This window comes from Streptomyces cinnamoneus, assembly GCF_002939475.1.
Classification (GTDB): domain Bacteria; phylum Actinomycetota; class Actinomycetes; order Streptomycetales; family Streptomycetaceae; genus Streptomyces; species Streptomyces cinnamoneus_A.
In genome coordinates this window covers 940228-957500 of sequence record NZ_PKFQ01000001.1, presented here as the reverse complement: position 1 = coordinate 957500, position 17273 = coordinate 940228, and the positions used below count along the sequence as shown (strand labels likewise).

Below are 17273 nucleotides of genomic sequence, written 5' to 3'. Positions count from 1 at the left end.
TACCGCCACAGTGCCGACGCGGGCGAGGCCGGTGACACGGGCGGAACTGAACGTCGGCCTTGAGGGCGTCGAGCTGCTCTCGGCTCGTGAGCGGACGAACTATCCGTTGACGGTGTCGGTTGATGACACGGGTGTGGGTTTCGGTCTGACGGTTCAGGCTGCTGCGCCGATCGACGCGGCTGGTGTGTGCGGGCTGGTCCAGGCGGCTGCCGAGGGTGTGGTGGCTGCGTTGGAGGGGGCGGAGAAGGGTTCGTCTCTGCACCGGGTTCGGGTGTTGGGGGAGGCTGAGCGGGAGCGGGTCCTGGCGGGGTGGAACGATTCGGCGCTGGACGTGGCCGACGCGACCCTGCCCGAGCTGTTCGAGGGGCAGGCGGCCCGTACGCCGGAGGCCGTCGCCCTCGTCCACGAGGGCGCCCAGCTCACGTACGCGGAGCTTGATGCGCGGGCGAATCGTCTGGCGCGGTTGTTGGTGTCGCGTGGTGTGGGTGCTGAGTCGTTGGTCGCTGTGTGTATGGAGCGGTCGGCGGAGTTGGTGGTGGCGCTGCTGGCGGTGGTGAAGGCCGGTGGTGCGTATGTGCCGGTTGATCCGGAGTATCCGGTGGAGCGCATGGAGTATGTGCTCGGGGATGCTGCTCCGGTGCTGGTGGTGACCAGTGGTGCGGCCGCGGGGAAGTTGCCGTAGGTGGACGGTATGGTGCGGGTGGTGGTCGACGATGTCGCTGTGGTGGCTGAGTTGGCGGAGTTGTCCGGTGGTGAGCTGGGTGCCGTCGAGCGTGGTGGTGTGGTGCTGCCGTCGCATCCGGCGTATGTGATCTACACGTCTGGTTCGACCGGTCGGCCCAAGGGTGTTGTGGTTCCGCATCAGAACGTGGTGCGGCTGTTCGGCGGCACTGACGGTTGGTTCGACTTCGGTGCGGATGACGTGTGGACGTGGTTCCACTCGTTCGCGTTCGACTTCTCGGTGTGGGAGCTGTGGGGCGCACTGCTCCACGGTGGACGTCTCGTTGTCGTTCCGCACGGTGTCTCCCGCTCTCCGGGTGATTTCCTGAGTCTTCTGGTGCGCGAGCGGGTGACGGTTTTGAACCAGACTCCGTCGGCGTTCTATCAGTTGATGCAGGCGGATGCGCGGGATCCGGAGTTGGGTGCGGGTCTGGCGTTGCGGTGTGTGGTGTTCGGTGGTGAGGCACTGGATCTGGGGCGTCTGCGGGAGTGGTATGCCCGTCATGCCGAGGACGCGCCGGTGTTGGTGAACATGTATGGCATCACCGAGACCACGGTTCACGTCAGCTATGTGGCCCTTGATCAGTCCTCCGTGGGCGAAGGTCCGGTGGGCAGTCTGATCGGTCGGGGTATTCCGAACCTGCGGCTGTTCGTTCTGGATGAGGTGCTGGAGCCGGTGCCTGCGGGTGTCGCGGGTGAGCTCTATGTGGCGGGCAGGCAGTTGGCGCGCGGTTATCTGGGGCGTGCGGCGTTGTCGGCGGAGCGTTTCGTGGCGTGTCCGTTCGGTGTGGCTGGTGAGCGGATGTATCGCACGGGTGATGTGGTGCGGTGGCGTGCGGACGGTCAGTTGGAGTTCGTCGGGCGTGCGGACGATCAGGTGAAGATCCGTGGCTTCCGCATTGAGCTCGGTGAGATCGAGACCGCTCTGATATCCCACTCGTCGGTGGGTCAGGCGACGGTTCTCGTCCGCGAGGACACGCCCGGTGACAAGCGCCTCGTGGCCTACGTCGTCCCCGCGACCGCCGACGGCGTGGACGCGACCGACGTGCGTCAGCACGTGGCCGGTTCACTCCCCGACTACATGGTCCCGGCCGCCGTCCTCGTTCTCGACGAACTGCCGCTGACCGTGAACGGCAAGCTGGACCGGCGGGCCCTGCCCGCTCCGGACTTCGCCGCTGCGGTGTCGGGCCGTGGTCCGTCGTCGGTGCAGGAGGAGATCCTGTGCGGCGTCTTCGCCGAGGTCCTCGGTCTGCCGCACGTCGGCGTGGACGACAACTTCTTCGAGCTGGGCGGCCATTCGCTGCTCGCGGTGTCGCTCGTGGAGCGGCTGCGGGCACGCGGTATGTCGGTCAGTGTGCGCACGCTGTTCACGTCCCCGACGGTCGCCGGTCTGGCCGCCGCCTCCGCCGGTCGTGGTGAAGTGGCGGTTCCGGAGAACCTGATTCCGGCCGAGACCGACGTGATCACGCCGGAGATGCTGCCGCTGGTGGAACTGACCGCCGAGGAGATCGAGCGGATCACCTCCGGCGTTCCCGGTGGCGCGGCGAACGTGGCGGACGTCTACCCGCTGGCCCCGCTGCAGGAAGGTCTCTTCTTCCACCACCTGATGGGCAGCGAGACCGGCAAGGACGTCTACCTCCAGCAGACGGTCCTGACGTTCGACGCGCGGGAGCGGCTCGACCGGTTCCTCGCCGCCTTGCAGAAGGTCGTGGTCCGCCACGACATCCTGCGGACGGCCTTCGCGTGGGAGGGCCTGCGCGAGCCCGTACAGGTCGTGGCGCGCCATGCCGAGGTTCCCGTTCACGAGGTCGACCTCGGTCCGGACACGGGGGCCGAGGGCGCCGCGGAGCGTCTGCTGGCGGCGTGCAGCCCGTCGATGGACATCGGCCGTGCCCCGCTCCTGCGGGCGTACGTGGCCGCGGAGCCGGGCGACGGCACCCGCTGGCTGATGGTCCTTCAGAACCACCACCTGGTCGAGGACCACACGGCCCTGGAGCTGCTCCTGGGCGAGGTCCGGGCCCATCTGCTGGGGCAGGAGGAGCACCTTCCCGTTCCGGTGCCGTTCCGGGAGTTCGTGGCGCAGGCGCGCCTCGGTGTGTCGCGTGAGGAGCACGAGAAGTTCTTCGCCGGCCTCCTGGAGGGCGTCGCCGAGCCGACCGCTCCCTACGGGCTGCTCGACGTCCGCGGCGACGGCACCGACGTCGGCGAAGCGGTGACGGCAGTCGACACCGTCCTCGCCGAGCGGTTGCGGGAGCAGGCGCGGCGTCTGGGGGTGAGCCCGGCGACGCTCTTCCACGTCGTGTGGGCGCGCGTGGTGGCGGCCACCTCGGGCCGTGACGACGTCGTGTTCGGCAGCGTGATGTTCGGTCGCATGCAGGCGGGCAGCGGTGCCGACCGCACGCCGGGCCTGTTCATCAACACCCTCCCGGTGCGCGTGCCGACCGGTGGCACGTCCGTCACCGACGCCGTACGCGCCATGCAGGCGCAGCTCGCCGACCTGCTCGTCCACGAGCACGCACCCCTCACCCTGGCCCAGCAGGCCACCGCCCTGCCGGCTCAGACGCCTCTGTTCACCTCTCTGCTCAACTACCGTCACAACAACACGGCCCCTGACCGTGTCGGCGAGGACGTCAACGCCGGCCTTGAGGGCATAGAGCTGCTGTCCGCCCAGGAGCGCACCAACTATCCGCTCACGGTGTCGGTCGACGACTCCGGCACGGGCTTCAACGTCACGGTCCAGTCGGCCACCCCCATCGAACCCGAGTCGGTGTGCGCCCTGATCCTGACCGCAGCCGAGGGGGTGACCACGGCGCTCGAGGAGGCTTCCGTCGCGCCGCTGAGCCAGGTGCGGGTCCTGGGCGGCGCCGAGCAGGAGCTGGTCCTCACGCAGTGGAACGACACGGCGCGGGACGTGCCGGTCGCGACCCTGCCCGAGCTGCTCGCACGCCGGGTGGCGCGTACTCCCGACGCCGTGGCCCTCGTCTTCGAGGGTGTCGAGCTGACGTATGCCGAGCTTGATGCTCGTGTCAACCGTCTGGCGCGGTTGCTGATCTCGCGTGGTGTGGGTCCGGAGTCGTTGGTGGCGGTGTCCATGGAGCGTTCCGTGGAGCTGGTGGTGGCGTTGCTGGCGGTGCTCAAGGCCGGTGGCGCCTACGTGCCGGTCGATCCGGAGTATCCGGCGGAGCGCGTCGCGTACATGTTCCGTGACGCCGGTCCTGTCCTGGCCGTCACGAGCAGTGCCGTCCAGGACCGTCTGCCGGTCATCGAGGGACTGGCCACCGTCGTGGTCGACGCCCCGGCGACCGTCACCGACCTCGCGGCCATGGCCGACGGCCCCGTCGACGACACCGAACGCCACACCGCCCTCCTCCCGTCCCACCCCGCCTACGTCATCTACACCTCCGGCTCCACCGGCCGACCCAAGGGCGTCGCCGTGCCGCACCGCAACGTGGTGCAGCTGTTCGGGGCGGCCGAGGGCCGGTACGACTTCGGGCCGGACGACGTGTGGACGTGGTTCCACTCGTTCGCGTTCGACTTCTCCGTGTGGGAGCTGTGGGGCGCGCTGCTGCACGGCGGGCGACTCGTCGTCGTCCCGCACGCCGTCTCCCGTACCCCGGGCGAATTCCTGAAGCTCCTGGTACGAGAGGGAGTGACGGTCCTCAACCAGACGCCGTCGGCCTTCTACCAGCTCATCCAGGCGGAGACGCAGTCCCCCGACCTCGGCGCGCAGCTGGCGCTCCGGTTCGTCATCTTCGGTGGCGAGGCCCTCGACCACGGGCGGCTGGGGGAGTGGTACGCCAGGCACCCCGAGAACGTTCCGGTGCTGGTGAACATGTACGCGCCCACCGAGGCGACCGTGGTGTGCACCGGATACGGCGTCCACGCCGAGGAAGAGGGCCCCGCGGGCGTGCTGCCCATCGGCAGTCCCATGGCCAACACGCGGGCGTACGTCCTGGACGACGCCCTGCAACCGGTGCCCGTCGGCGTCGCCGGCGAGCTGTACCTGGCGGGCGCGCAGCTCGCCCGGGGCTACCTCCACCGCCCGGGCCTGTCGGCCGAGCGGTTCGTGGCCTGCCCGTTCGGCGCTCCCGGCGAGCGGATGTACCGCACGGGCGACGTGGTGCGCTGGCGGGCGGACGGCAACCTGGAGTTCGTGGGACGCGCCGACGACCAGGTCAAGGTACGGGGCTTCCGCATCGAGCTGGGCGAGGTCGAGGCCGTCCTGGCCGCGCATCCCCTCGTCGGCCAGGCCGCGGTCCTCGTCCGTGAGGACACGCCGGGCGACAAGCGCCTGGTGGGTTACGTCGCCCCCGAGGCGACGCCCGTGCACGACGGGGCGACGGGTGAGGGACTGGCGGCGGCCGTACGGGCCTTCGTCCAGGAGCGCGTGCCGGACTACATGGTGCCGTCCGCCGTGGTGGTGCTGGACGAACTGCCGTTGACGGTGAACGGCAAGCTGGACCGGCGGGCCCTGCCCGCCCCCGACTACCGCGCGGCCGTGACGGGCCGTGCTCCGGGCACGCCCCGCGAGAAGGCCCTGTGCGAGCTGTTCGCCGAGGTGCTGGGGCTCCCGCGGGTGGGCGTCGACGACTCCTTCTTCGACCTGGGCGGACACTCCCTCCTCGCCACGCGGCTGACGAGCAGGATCCGTTCGGTCCTGGGTGTGGAGCTGCCGATCAGGGCGCTGTTCGAGGCACCCACCGTGGCCGGGCTGGCGGGCTGGCTCGACGCGCAGCCGGACGCGGAGCCAGGGGGACAGCCGGCGGAACAGCCGGGAACGACGCCGGACGCCCCCACGGGTGCCCGGCCCGGTTCGCCGTCCGGTGCCGGTGCACCGTCCGGTGCGAAGAAGAAAGCCAGGCCTGCGTTGCGGCCGCGGCCGAGGCCGATGCAGGAGGAGATCTGATGATTCCGTTGTCGTTCGCGCAGCGGCGCCTGTGGTTCCTGGGAGAACTCGAGGGACCCAACCCGACGTACAACATCCCCGCCGCCCTCCGGCTCGCCGGTGAGCTGGACCGGCGGGCCCTGCACGACGCCCTGCGGGACGTGGTGGAACGGCACGAGGTGCTGCGCACGGTGTTCCCCGCCGTCGACGGCACCCCCCGGCAGCGGATCCTCCCCATGGACTCCGTGGCGCTCGAACTGCCGGTCGCCGAGGTGGCCGAGACCGACCTGGACGAGGCCCTCGCCCACGCCGCCGCCCTGCCCTTCGACCTGTCGTGCGACGTGCCGTTGCGCGCCCGGCTGTACGCGCTGGCCCCGGACGAGCACGTGCTGTTGCTGGTGATGCACCACATCGCCAGCGACGGCTGGTCCATGGGCCTGCTCGCCCGTGACGTGTCCGTCGCCTACGCGGCCCGCTGCCGGGGCGAGGCCCCGGCGTGGGAGCCGCTGCCCGTGCAGTACGCGGACTACACCCTCTGGCAGCTCGACCTCCTAGGCGACGAGAACGACCCCGAGAGCGTGCTCGCCGAACAGCTCGCCTACTGGCGTGCGGCCCTGGCCGGGCTGCCCGAGGACCTGGCCCTGCCTGCGGACCGGCCCCGGCCGGCCGCGGTCACGCACCGCGGCGACACCGTCGGCCTGCGGCTGGGCGCGGACCTGCACCGCCGGCTGACCGAGCTGGCCCGCACCCGGGGTGTCACGCCGTTCATGGTGCTCCAGGCGGGGCTCGCTGTTCTCCTGTCCCGTCTCGGAGCCGGTACCGACATCCCCCTCGGCACGCCCGTCGCGGGGCGCATGGACGACGCCCTCGACGACCTCGTGGGCTTCTTCGTCAACTCCCTCGTCCTGCGCACCGACGTGAGCGGCGACCCCGCCTTCACCGAGCTGCTGGCCCGGGTGCGGGAGACGGACCTGGGCGCCTTCGGCCACCAGGACGTGCCGTTCGAACGGCTCGTGGAGGACCTGGCCCCGACGCGCTCGATGGCCCGGCACCCGCTGTTCCAGGTGATGCTGGCCCTGCAGAACAACGCCGAGGCCGTGCTCGATCTGCCGGGGCTGAAGGTCACCGCGCTTCCCGGCGGCGACGCGCCCGCCAAGTTCGACCTGTCCTTCGCCCTGGCCGAGGAGTTCGACGCCCAGGGCTCGCCGGCCGGGCTGACCGGCTCGGTGACCTATGCGGCCGACCTCTTCGACCGGGCGTCGGTCGAGATGATCACCGAACGGTTCGTGCGGGTCCTGGAGACGGTGACGGCCGACCCGGCCGTCACCGTGAGCCAGGTCGACGTCCTGAGCGAGCCGGAACGGGCCCGGATCCTGGGTGAGTGGAACGCCACGGGGCGGGACGTCCCCGCCGGGACGCTGCCGGAGCTGTTCGAGGCGCAGGTCGCCCGGACACCCGAAGCCACCGCTCTGGTCTTCGACGACGTCGAGCTCACCTACGCCGAGCTGAACGCGCGGGCGAACCGTCTGGCGCGCGTCCTGGCCGAGCACGGTGTGGGTCCGGAGTCGTTGGTGGCGGTGTCCATGGAGCGTTCCGTGGAGCTGGTGGTGGCGTTGCTGGCGGTGCTCAAGGCCGGTGGCGCCTACGTGCCGGTCGACCCGGAGTACCCGGCGGAGCGCATCGCGTACGTGCTCGACGACGCCCGGCCGACGCTCGTGCTGGCGACCGGACGTCCCGGCGACGCGCTCTCCGTACCGTGCCTGCTCCTGGACGACCCGGAGTTCGTCGCGCACATGGCGTCGCGCCCCGCCGGCGACCTCTCGGCGTCCGAACGCCACACCGCCCTCCTGCCGTCGCACCCCGCCTACGTCATCTACACCTCTGGTTCGACTGGTCGTCCCAAGGGTGTGGTGGTGCCGCATGAGGGTGTGGTGAATCGTCTGGCGTGGATGCAGGGTGAGTTCGGTCTGGGTGCGTCGGACCGGGTGTTGCAGAAGACGCCGTTCGGGTTCGACGTCTCGGTGTGGGAGTTCTTCTGGCCGTTGGTCGAGGGCGCTGTTCTGGTGGTGGCCCGTCCGGGCGGTCATCGGGATCCGGCGTATCTGGCGGGGTTGGTCCAGGCGCAGGGTGTGACGGTTGTGCACTTTGTGCCGTCGATGTTGCAGATCTTCCTGCGGGAGCCTGCTGCGGCGTCGTGTGGGGGGCTGCGGGCGGTGTTCTGCAGTGGTGAGGCACTGTCCGCGGAGCTGCGGGATCAGTTCCTGGGCATGCTGGATGTGCCGTTGCACAACTTGTACGGGCCGACGGAGGCGTCGGTGGACGTCACTGCGTGGTCGTGCGCGGCGGGTGAGGGGCCGGTGGTGCCGATCGGGCGGCCGGTGTGGAACACGCGGGTGTTCGTGCTGGACGCGATGTTGCAGCCGGTCCCGGTGGGTTCGGTGGGCGAGCTGTACCTGGCGGGTGTCCAGCTGGCGCGGGGCTATCTGGGGCGTGCCGGTCTGTCGGCGGAGCGGTTTGTGGCGTGTCCGTTCGGGGCTCCTGGTGAGCGGATGTACCGCACGGGTGATGTGGTGCGTTGGCGTGCGGACGGCAGCCTTGAGTACCTCTCGCGTGCGGACGACCAGGTCAAGATCCGTGGCTTCCGCATCGAACTCGGCGAGATCGAGACCGTTTTGGCCGCGCACCCGATGGTCGACCACACGGCCGTAGTCGTGCGGGAGGACGCCCCCGGTGACAAGCGCCTGGTCGCCTACGTCGTCCCGGCGGCCCCCGACGGCGTGGACGCGGGCGTCCTGCGCGCCCACGTGGCGTCGTCCCTGCCCGAGTACATGGTTCCGGCCGCCGTCGTCGCGCTCGACGCGCTTCCGGTGACGGTCAACGGCAAGCTCGACCGCCGTGCCCTGCCGGCGCCCGACTACGCGAGCACGGCCACCGGCCGTGGTCCGGCGTCGGTGCAGGAGGAGATCCTGTGTGGCGTCTTCGCCGAGGTCCTCGGTCTGCCGCACGTCGGCGTGGACGACAACTTCTTCGAACTCGGCGGGCATTCCCTGCTCGCGGTGTCGCTCGTGGAGCGGCTGCGGGCCCGTGGCGTGCCGGTGAGCGTGCGGTCGCTGTTCACGGCGCCCACGGTCGCCGGTCTGGCCGCGGCCGCGGCGGGCCGGGGCGAGGTCGTCGTCCCGCGGAACCTGATTCCGGCGGACACCCCGGTGATCACGCCGGAGATGCTGCCGCTGGTCGACCTGACCGCTGCGGAGATCGAGCGGGTCACCGCGGGCGTTCCCGGCGGCGCGGCCAACGTGGCGGACGTCTACCCGCTGGCGCCACTCCAGGAAGGACTGTTCTTCCACCACCTGGTGGGCGGGGAGAACGGCAAGGACGTCTACCTCCAGCAGACGGTTCTCACGTTCGACTCGCGTGAGCGGCTCGACCGGTTCGTGGACGCCCTGCAGAAGGTCGTGGACCGGCACGACATCCTGCGCACGGCCTTCGCGTGGGAGGGGCTTCGCGAGCCGGTGCAGGTCGTCGCGCGGCGCGCCGCGCTTCCGGTCGAGGAGGTCGACCTGGGCCCGGACACCCCGGCGGACGCCGCCGGTCGTCTGCTGGGCGCGTGCAGCCCCGCGATGGACATCGGCCGGGCCCCGCTGCTGCGCGCGTACGTCGCCGCCGACCCCGGCAGCGGCGGCCGCTGGCTGATGGTTCTCCAGAACCACCACCTCATCCAGGACCACACCACCATCGACGTGCTCCTGGAGGAGGTCTGCGCCCTGCTCCTGGGACACGGGGACCGGCTGCCGGAGCCCGTGCCCTTCCGCGAGTTCGTGGCCCAGGCCCGGCTGGGTGTCTCCCGCGAGGAGCACGAGAGGTTCTTCACCCGGCTGCTGGGCGACGTCGACGAGCCCACGGCTCCCTTCGGCGTGCTCGACGTGCACGGTGACGGCGCCGACGTCCGCGAGTCCAGGGCGACCATGGACACCGTCCTCGCCGAGCGGCTGCGCACGCAGGCGCGGCGCCTGGGGGTGAGCCCGGCGACGCTCTTCCACGTCGTGTGGGCGCGGGTGGTGGCGGCCACCTCGGGCCGTGACGACGTCGTCTTCGGCAGCGTGATGTTCGGCCGCATGCAGGCCGGCAGCGGTGCCGACCGCACCCCCGGCCTGTTCATCAACACCCTCCCGGTGCGCGTCGCGACCGGTCGTACGTCCGTCACCGACGCCGTACGCGCCATGCAGGCGCAGCTAGCCGACCTGCTCGTCCACGAGCACGCGCCGCTCACCCTGGCCCAGCAGGCGAGCGCCCTCCCCGCCGACACGCCGCTGTTCACCTCCCTGCTCAACTACCGGCACGACGGCAGCGGCGGTGACGGAAGCCGAGAGGACCTCCAGACCGGCCTCGACGGCATCCGGCTGCTCTCCGCCCACGAGCGGACGAACTACCCCCTCGCGGTGTCGGTCGACGACATGGGCACGGGATTCGGCGTCGTCGCCCAGGCGACCGCGTCCATCGACGCGGAGACGGTGTGCGGGCTCGTGCTCGCCGTGGCCGAAGGCGTCGTCACCGCTCTCGAAGAGGGGGCCGCGGCGCCGCTCGACCAGGTGCGCGGCCTGGGAGAGGCCGAGCGGACGAAGATCCTCCACGAGTGGAACGACACCGCCTGCGAGGAGTCCGTCCGCACCCTGCCGGAGCTCTTCGAGACCCGGGCGGCCGACAGCCCGGACGCCGTCGCCCTCGTGCACGACGGCGAAGAGCTCACCTACGCCGAACTGGACGCGCGGGCGAACCGTCTCGCCGGGCTGCTCGCCGCACGCGGCGCCGGCCCCGAGCGGATCGTCGCCGTCGCGCTGCCCCGCTCGGCCGACATGGTCGTGGCCGTCCTGGCGGTGCTGAAGTCGGGTGCGGCGTACCTGCCGATCGACCCGGCACATCCGGCCGACCGGATCGCCTACGTGCTGGCCGACGCCCGGCCGGCCCTGCTGCTGACCACGAACGCCGTGGCGCGCGGGCTGCCGGCCGGTGAGGGCATCGAACGGCTGCTGCTGGACGAGGCCGGCGCCGCGGCGGAGACGCCGGGCGGCGCGCCGCTCCGGCCGTGTCCGCCGACGCACCCCGCCTACGTCATCTACACCTCCGGCTCCACCGGCCGGCCCAAGGGCGTCGTCGTCAGCCACCGTTCCGCCGGCGCCTTCGCCGCCCGCATCGCCTCGGCGTACGGCATCGGAGCGGGTGACCGCGTGCTGGGGCTCGCGGCCTTCACCTTCGACGTGTCGGTCTTCGAGCTGTTCGCCACCCTGGTGTCGGGTGCCGCCCTGGTCCTCGTCGGTGACGACGACCGGCTCAGCGCCGAGGGGCTCCAGGCCCTGATGGCCGAGCGTGCCGTGACCGTGGCGGAGATCCCGCCCGCCCTGCTGCCGCTGCTCAGCGCCGACGGGCTGCCCGCCCTGCGCCTGGTCTCCACGGGAGGTGACGCGCCCGTCGGCGCTCTCGTCGACCAGTGGGCCGTGGACGGCCGGGAGTTCTGGAACGGGTACGGCCCCACCGAGACGACCGTGGCCGTCACGCTGATGCGCTGCGTCCCGCCGTCGGGCGGCGTCGCGCCGCCGATCGGCCGCCCCCTGCCCGGCACCCGCGTCTACGTCCTGGACGCGGCCCTGCAGCCCGTTCCGGTGGGCGTCGTCGGTGAGCTGTACGTGGCCGGCGAACAGCTGGCGCGCGGCTACCTCCACCGCCCGGGGCTGTCCGCCGAACGCTTCGTCGCGTGCCCCTTCGGCGGCCCGGGCGAGCGGATGTACCGCACCGGCGACCTGGTGCGCTGGAACGCCGACGGCGACCTGGAGTTCGCGGGCCGCGCCGACGACCAGGTCAAGATCCGCGGCTTCCGCATCGAGCTGGGCGAGGTCGAGGCCGCTCTGCTCTCCCACTCCTCCGTCGGCCAGGCCGCGGTCGTGGCCCGTGAGGACGCCCCCGGGGACAAACGCCTGGTGGCCTACGTCGTACCGGCCGCCGAGGAGAGCGGCCCGGACGGCGGACCGGTCGGTACGGACACCGTGGTCCTGCGCGAGCACGTCGCCGCCTCGCTGCCGGAGTACATGGTCCCGTCGGCTGTGGTCGTCCTCGACGCCCTGCCGGTGACCACCAACGGAAAGCTCGACCGGCGGGCCCTGCCCGCCCCCGACCTCGCCGTGCAGCCCGCCGGACGCGCTCCGCGCACCCCGGTCGAAGAAGTCCTCGCCAGCCTGTTCGCCGAGGTCCTGGGCCTCCCACGGATCGGCGTGGACGACAACTTCTTCGCGCGGGGCGGACACTCCCTCCTCGGCGTCCGCCTCGTCAGCCGCATCCGTTCCGTCATGGGTGTGGAGACGGGCGTCCGGGCGCTGTTCGAGGCCCCGACGGTCGCCGCGCTCGCCGAGCGGCTGGCGGGCGCCGGAACGGCCCGGTCGGCGTTGACGCGCCGAGCGCGCCCGGAGGCCGTACCCCTGTCGTTCGCGCAGCGGCGGCTGTGGTTCCTGGGCGAGCTGGAGGGACCCAACGCGACCTACAACCTTCCCGTCGCGGTGCGGCTGACCGGCGCGCTCGACCACGTGGCCCTGCGGGCGGCCCTGGGGGACCTGATCGAGCGGCACGAGGCGCTGCGGACGGTCTTCCCGGTCGTCGACGGGCAGCCGAGGCAGCACGTCCTCGCCCCCGAGGCCGCCGTCTGCGAGCTGACCACCGTCCAGGTGGAGCCGGACGGCCTCCCGGAGGCCATGACCGGTGCCGCGGCGCACACCTTCGACCTGTCGACGGAAATCCCCGTGCGGGCCTGGCTGTTCACCGTGCGTCCCGACGAGCACGTCGTGCTCGTGGTGACGCACCACATCGCCAGCGACGGCTGGTCCATGGCGCCGCTGGCGAGGGACCTGTCCACCGCCTACGCCGCGCGCACCCGGTCCGAGGCCCCCGCCTGGGAGCCGCTGCCGGTGCAGTACGCGGACTACGCGCTGTGGCAGCGGGAGCTCCTGGGGGACGAGGACGACCCGGACAGCGTGCTGTCGCAGCAGCTGGCCTACTGGCGGCAGGCCCTGGCCGACGTGCCCGAGGAACTCACCCTGCCGTTCGACCGGCCGCGGCCGGCCGTCGCCACCCACCGGGGCGCCTCCGTCGACCTGGCCGTCCCCGCCGACCTCCACGCGCGTCTCGTCGAGCTGGCGCGCGCACACGGCGTGACGGTCTTCATGACGCTCCAGGCCGCGACGGCGGTCCTGGTCAGCCGCCTGGGCGCGGGCACCGACGTGCCCATCGGGTCGCCCGTCGCCGGGCGGACCGACGAGGCGCTCGACGACCTGGTGGGCTTCTTCGTCAACACCCTCGTCATCCGCACCGACCTGAGCGGTGACCCCTCCTTCGGCGAGCTCCTCGGCCGGGTGCGGGAGGCGGGGCTGGGCGCGTACGCGCACCAGGACGTTCCCTTCGACCGTCTGGTGGAGGACCTCGCCCCGACCCGCTCGATGGCCCGCCAGCCGCTCTTCCAGATCATGCTGGCGCTGCAGAACAACGCCGACGCCTCCCTGGACTTCGCCGGCCTCAGGGCCGAAGCGCTGTCCAGCGGCCACGTGTCGGCCAAGTTCGACCTGGAGATCGGTCTCAGCGAGCGGTTCGGCGCCGACGCCGAACCGGCCGGCCTGCACGGCGGCATCATCTACGCCACCGACCTGTTCGACCGGGCCACGGTCGAGGAGTTCGCGCGGCGTCTCCTGCGGGTCCTGGACACGGTCACCGCCGACCCGGGGCAGCACCTCAGCCAGGTGCGGATCCTCGGCGGGGCCGAGCGCGAGCAGATCCTGCACGGGTGGAACGACACCGGGCACGAGGTCCCCGCCGCCACCCTGCCGGACCTGCTCCGCGCACGGGCGGAGGAGTGCCCCGACGCCACCGCCGTGGTCTTCGAGGACACGGTGCTGACCTACGCGGAGCTGGAGGGCCGTGCCAACCGGCTGGCACGGCTGCTGCGCTCCCACGGCGCCGGTCCCGAGACGCTCGTCGCCGTCTGCATGGAACGCTCCGCGGAACTCGTGGTCGCGCTGCTGGCCGTCCTGAAGACCGGCGGGGCGTACGTGCCGCTCGACCCGGAGTACCCGGCGGAGCGCATCGCGTACGTCCTGGACGACGCCCGGCCCGCGGTGGTCCTCACCAGCCGGGCCGCCCGGGCCGGCCTGCCGGCCGAGGGGCCCCTCCCCGTGGTGCTGGACGAGCCGGACACCCTGGAGGAGCTCGCGGCACTGGACGGCACGCCGCCGTCCGGCGGCGAGCCGCTTCCCGCGCACCCGGCCTACGTCATCTACACCTCCGGGTCGACCGGGCGTCCCAAGGGCGTCGCCGTGCCCCACCAGGCCCTGACGAACTTCGTCGCCGCCATGGGGAGCCGGCTCGCGCTGGACGCCGCGGACCGGCTGCTGGCGGTCACCACCGTGGCCTTCGACATCCACGTCCTGGAGCTGTACGTGCCGCTGCTCGCCGGCGCGGGCGTCGTCGTGGCCGGACGCCCGGCGGTGCGGGACCCGCGGGCGCTGGCCGACCTCGTCGACCGCCACGGCGTGACGATCATGCAGGCGACCCCCACGCTGTGGCAGGCGCTGCTGGCCGAGCACGCCGAGGCCGTGCGGGGCCTGCGCGTCCTGGTGGGCGGGGAGGCGCTGCCCCCGGCGCTGGCCGCCCGGATGGCGGAGGCGGCCGGAGAGGTGACGAACCTCTACGGCCCGACCGAGGCGACGGTCTGGGCGACCGTGGCCGCCCTCGGCACGGACGGCGACGGGACGCCCCCGCACCCCGTACCGCCGATCGGCCGCCCCCTGTGGAACACCCGGACGTTCGTGCTGGACTCCGCCCTGCAACCGGTGCCCGTCGGCGTCGCCGGCGAGCTGTACCTGGCCGGCGTCCAGCTGGCCCGGGGCTACCTGGGGCGCCCGGCACTGTCGGCCGAGCGCTTCGTGGCGTGCCCCTTCGGCGCCCCGGGCGAGCGGATGTACCGCACCGGCGACCTGGTGCGCCGGCGTGCCGACGGCAGCCTGGAGTACCTCTCCCGCGTGGACGACCAGGTCAAGGTCCGCGGTTTCCGCATCGAGCTGGGCGAGATCGAGTCCCGCCTGGCCGCGCACGACGAGGTCGCCCAGGCGGCGGTGGTCGCCCGTGAGGACGGCCGCGGCGCGCAGCAACTCGTCGCCTACGTCGTCCCGGCCGGCAGGTCCGCGGCCGGACGGGACCAGGAGAGCGAGGGCCGGCAGGTCGAGGAGTGGCACACCGTCTACGACTCGCTCTACCGCGAGGTGGCGCAGGAGGACGACGCCGGGTTCGGCGAGAACTTCGCCGTCTGGACCAGCGCCTACGACGGCGGCCGCATCCCGCTCGCGCACATGCGTGAATGGCGGTCCACCACCGTCGAGCGCATCCGGGAGCACCACCCCCGGCGCGTCCTCGAACTGGGCGTCGGCAACGGCCTGATCCTCGCCCACCTCGCCCCGCACTGCGACGAGTACTGGGGCACCGACTTCTCGGCCGAGGCCGTCGACGCGCTTCGCGAAGGCGTCAGCCGGCGGCCCGAGCTGCGCGACAAGGTGCGCCTGCGCACCCAGGCCGCCGACGTCGTCGACGGCCTCCCGCAGGGGCACTTCGACACGGTCGTCGTCAACTCGGTCGTCCAGTACTTCCCGAACGCCGACTACCTGGCGGAGGTGCTGCGCAAGGCGGTCGCCCTGCTGGCGCCCGGCGGCAGGGTCTTCGTCGGCGACGTCCGCAACCTGCGGCTGCAGCGTTGCCTGGCCACCGCCGTCGAACTCCACCGCCACCAGCCCGGCAAGGGCCTGGACGCCGTCCGCAGGGCCGTCGAACAGGCGCTGGTCACGGAGAAGGAACTGCTCGTCGACCCCGAGTTCTTCACCGCCCTCAGCGCCGGCGATCCCGCCGTCGACGGTGTCGACGTCCTCGTCAAGCGGGGCCTGCACCACAACGAGCTGACCCGCCACCGCTACGACGTCGTCCTCCACAAGGCGCCTTCGGGCCGCGCCACCGCCGCCGAGGAGAGCGTGCTGCGCTGGGGTGCCGACGTGGCCGACACGGGTGCCCTCGCCGGGCTGCTCGCCGAGCGGCCCGCCGCGCTGCGCGTGACGGGCGTCCCGCACGCCGGCCTGGCCGGCGAGGTGGCCGCCCTGCGCGGGCTCGACGCCGGCGCGGACGAGGCCACCGTCCTCGCCGCCCTGCACGGCGGCGGCCCGGGCGTCGACGCCGAGGAGCTGTACCGGCTCGGCGAACGCCTGGGCTACCGGACGGCCGTCACCTGGAGCCGCGGCAGCGACGACGGAGCCATGGACGCGCTGTTCGTGGACCCGGCGGCGGCCGGCGCCGGGCGGGCCGCCCCCGCCCACCGCTCCGTCGGGGCCCCCACCGGTGACCTCGCCGCCTGGACCAGCAACCCGGTGGCGGGCCGGGCGGGCGCCACCCTGGCCGCCTCGCTCCGGGCCCACCTCCTGGAGCGGCTGCCCGACTACATGGTGCCGTCGGCGGTGGTGCTCCTCGACGCCCTGCCGCAGACGGCGAACGGCAAGCTGGACCGGCGGGCCCTGCCCGCCCCCGAGCACGCCGCGGCGGCCTCGGGGAGGGCACCCGCCACGGCGCAGGAGGAGATCCTGTGCGGTCTGTTCGCCGAGGTCCTGGGCCTGCCCAGGGTCGGCGTGGACGACAGCTTCTTCGAGCTGGGCGGCCACTCGCTGCTCGGCGTGCGGCTCGCCGGCCGGATCCGTTCCGTCCTGGGCGCCGAGGTCACCATCAGGACGCTGTTCGAGGCGCCGACCGTCGCCGCGCTGGCGGAGCGGCTGGCGGACGCCGGCCTGACGAAGGAGGCCCTCGGCGTGCTGCTCCCCCTCCGGACGCAGGGCGGCCGTGCCCCGTTCTTCTGCGTCCACCCGGCGGGCGGGGCGAGCTGGTGCTACGCGCCGCTGTCCCGCTACGTGCCGGCTGACCAGCCGCTCTACGGGATCCAGGCCCGCGGCCTGGACGGTGGCCAGGAGGCTCTTCCGTACTCGGTCCGGGACATGGCGGCGGACTACGTCGCGCAGATCCGCACCGTGCAGGAATCCGGCCCCTACCACCTGCTCGGCTGGTCCTTCGGCGGGATCGTCGCCCAGGAAATGGCCGTCCAGCTCCAGGCGGACGGCCACGAGGTGGCGGCGCTCGTCCTCATGGACGTGTACCCGACGGAGCCCGAGGAGGCGGCCTCCGAGGAAGGGACCGGACATCCGGACGTCTCGGACGTGGTGGTCCAGCGAGCCGGCCGGTTCGGCGTCGAGCTGTCCGAGGAGGAGGTCGGACGCTTCGGCCGGGTGATCCTCAACAACGCCCGGATCCAGCGCGCCCACACGCCCGGCGGCTTCGACGGGGACCTGCTGCTCATCACCGCGGAGGACGAGGAGCCGCAAGCCGGCGGCACCGCCGAGCGGTGGCGTCCCCACGTCTCCGGCGCGATAGCGGAATCCGGCCTGCCGTGCGTCCACGACGACATGGCGCAGCCCGACATGCTGAGCCGGGTCTGGTCGACCGTCTCGGAGTGGATGTCCTCGAACCGCAACAAATAGGCTCGGATCGCACACCCCCATCGTCTCGCACACCTTGAACGCCTGACTGACCGTCTTCCCGGAACAGCGCGTCG

The 17273-nt window shown here is 72.4% G+C and carries 2 protein-coding genes and 1 pseudogene; all 3 read left to right on the top strand.

Annotated features, from left to right (window positions below; genetic code table 11):
- The first annotated feature begins 31 nt into the window (after nucleotides 1-31).
- The 3 genes and pseudogenes from CYQ11_RS03740 (at nucleotide 32) to CYQ11_RS03730 (ending at nucleotide 17199) form a co-directional block, all read left to right on the top strand.
- Entirely contained in the window at nucleotides 32-682 is a 651-nt protein-coding gene (locus CYQ11_RS03740; protein WP_104650956.1) for an AMP-binding protein, read from the top strand.
- 108 nt (nucleotides 683-790) lie between these two features.
- Nucleotides 791-5626, top strand: a pseudogene (locus CYQ11_RS03735) (amino acid adenylation domain-containing protein); the annotation flags it as partial.
- Nucleotides 5626-17199, top strand: a complete 11574-nt coding sequence (locus CYQ11_RS03730; RefSeq protein WP_099198176.1) for a non-ribosomal peptide synthetase — start codon at nucleotides 5626-5628, stop codon at nucleotides 17197-17199. The pseudogene CYQ11_RS03735 and the gene CYQ11_RS03730, both read left to right, overlap by 1 nt.
- Nucleotides 17200-17273 lie beyond the last annotated feature (74 nt).

What these genes read in the sequence shown, in the direction of transcription:
- CYQ11_RS03730 (WP_099198176.1), top strand. Translation starts at nt 5,626, where the DNA reads ATGATTCCGTTGTCGTTCGCGCAGCGGCGCCTGTGGTTCCTGGGAGAA.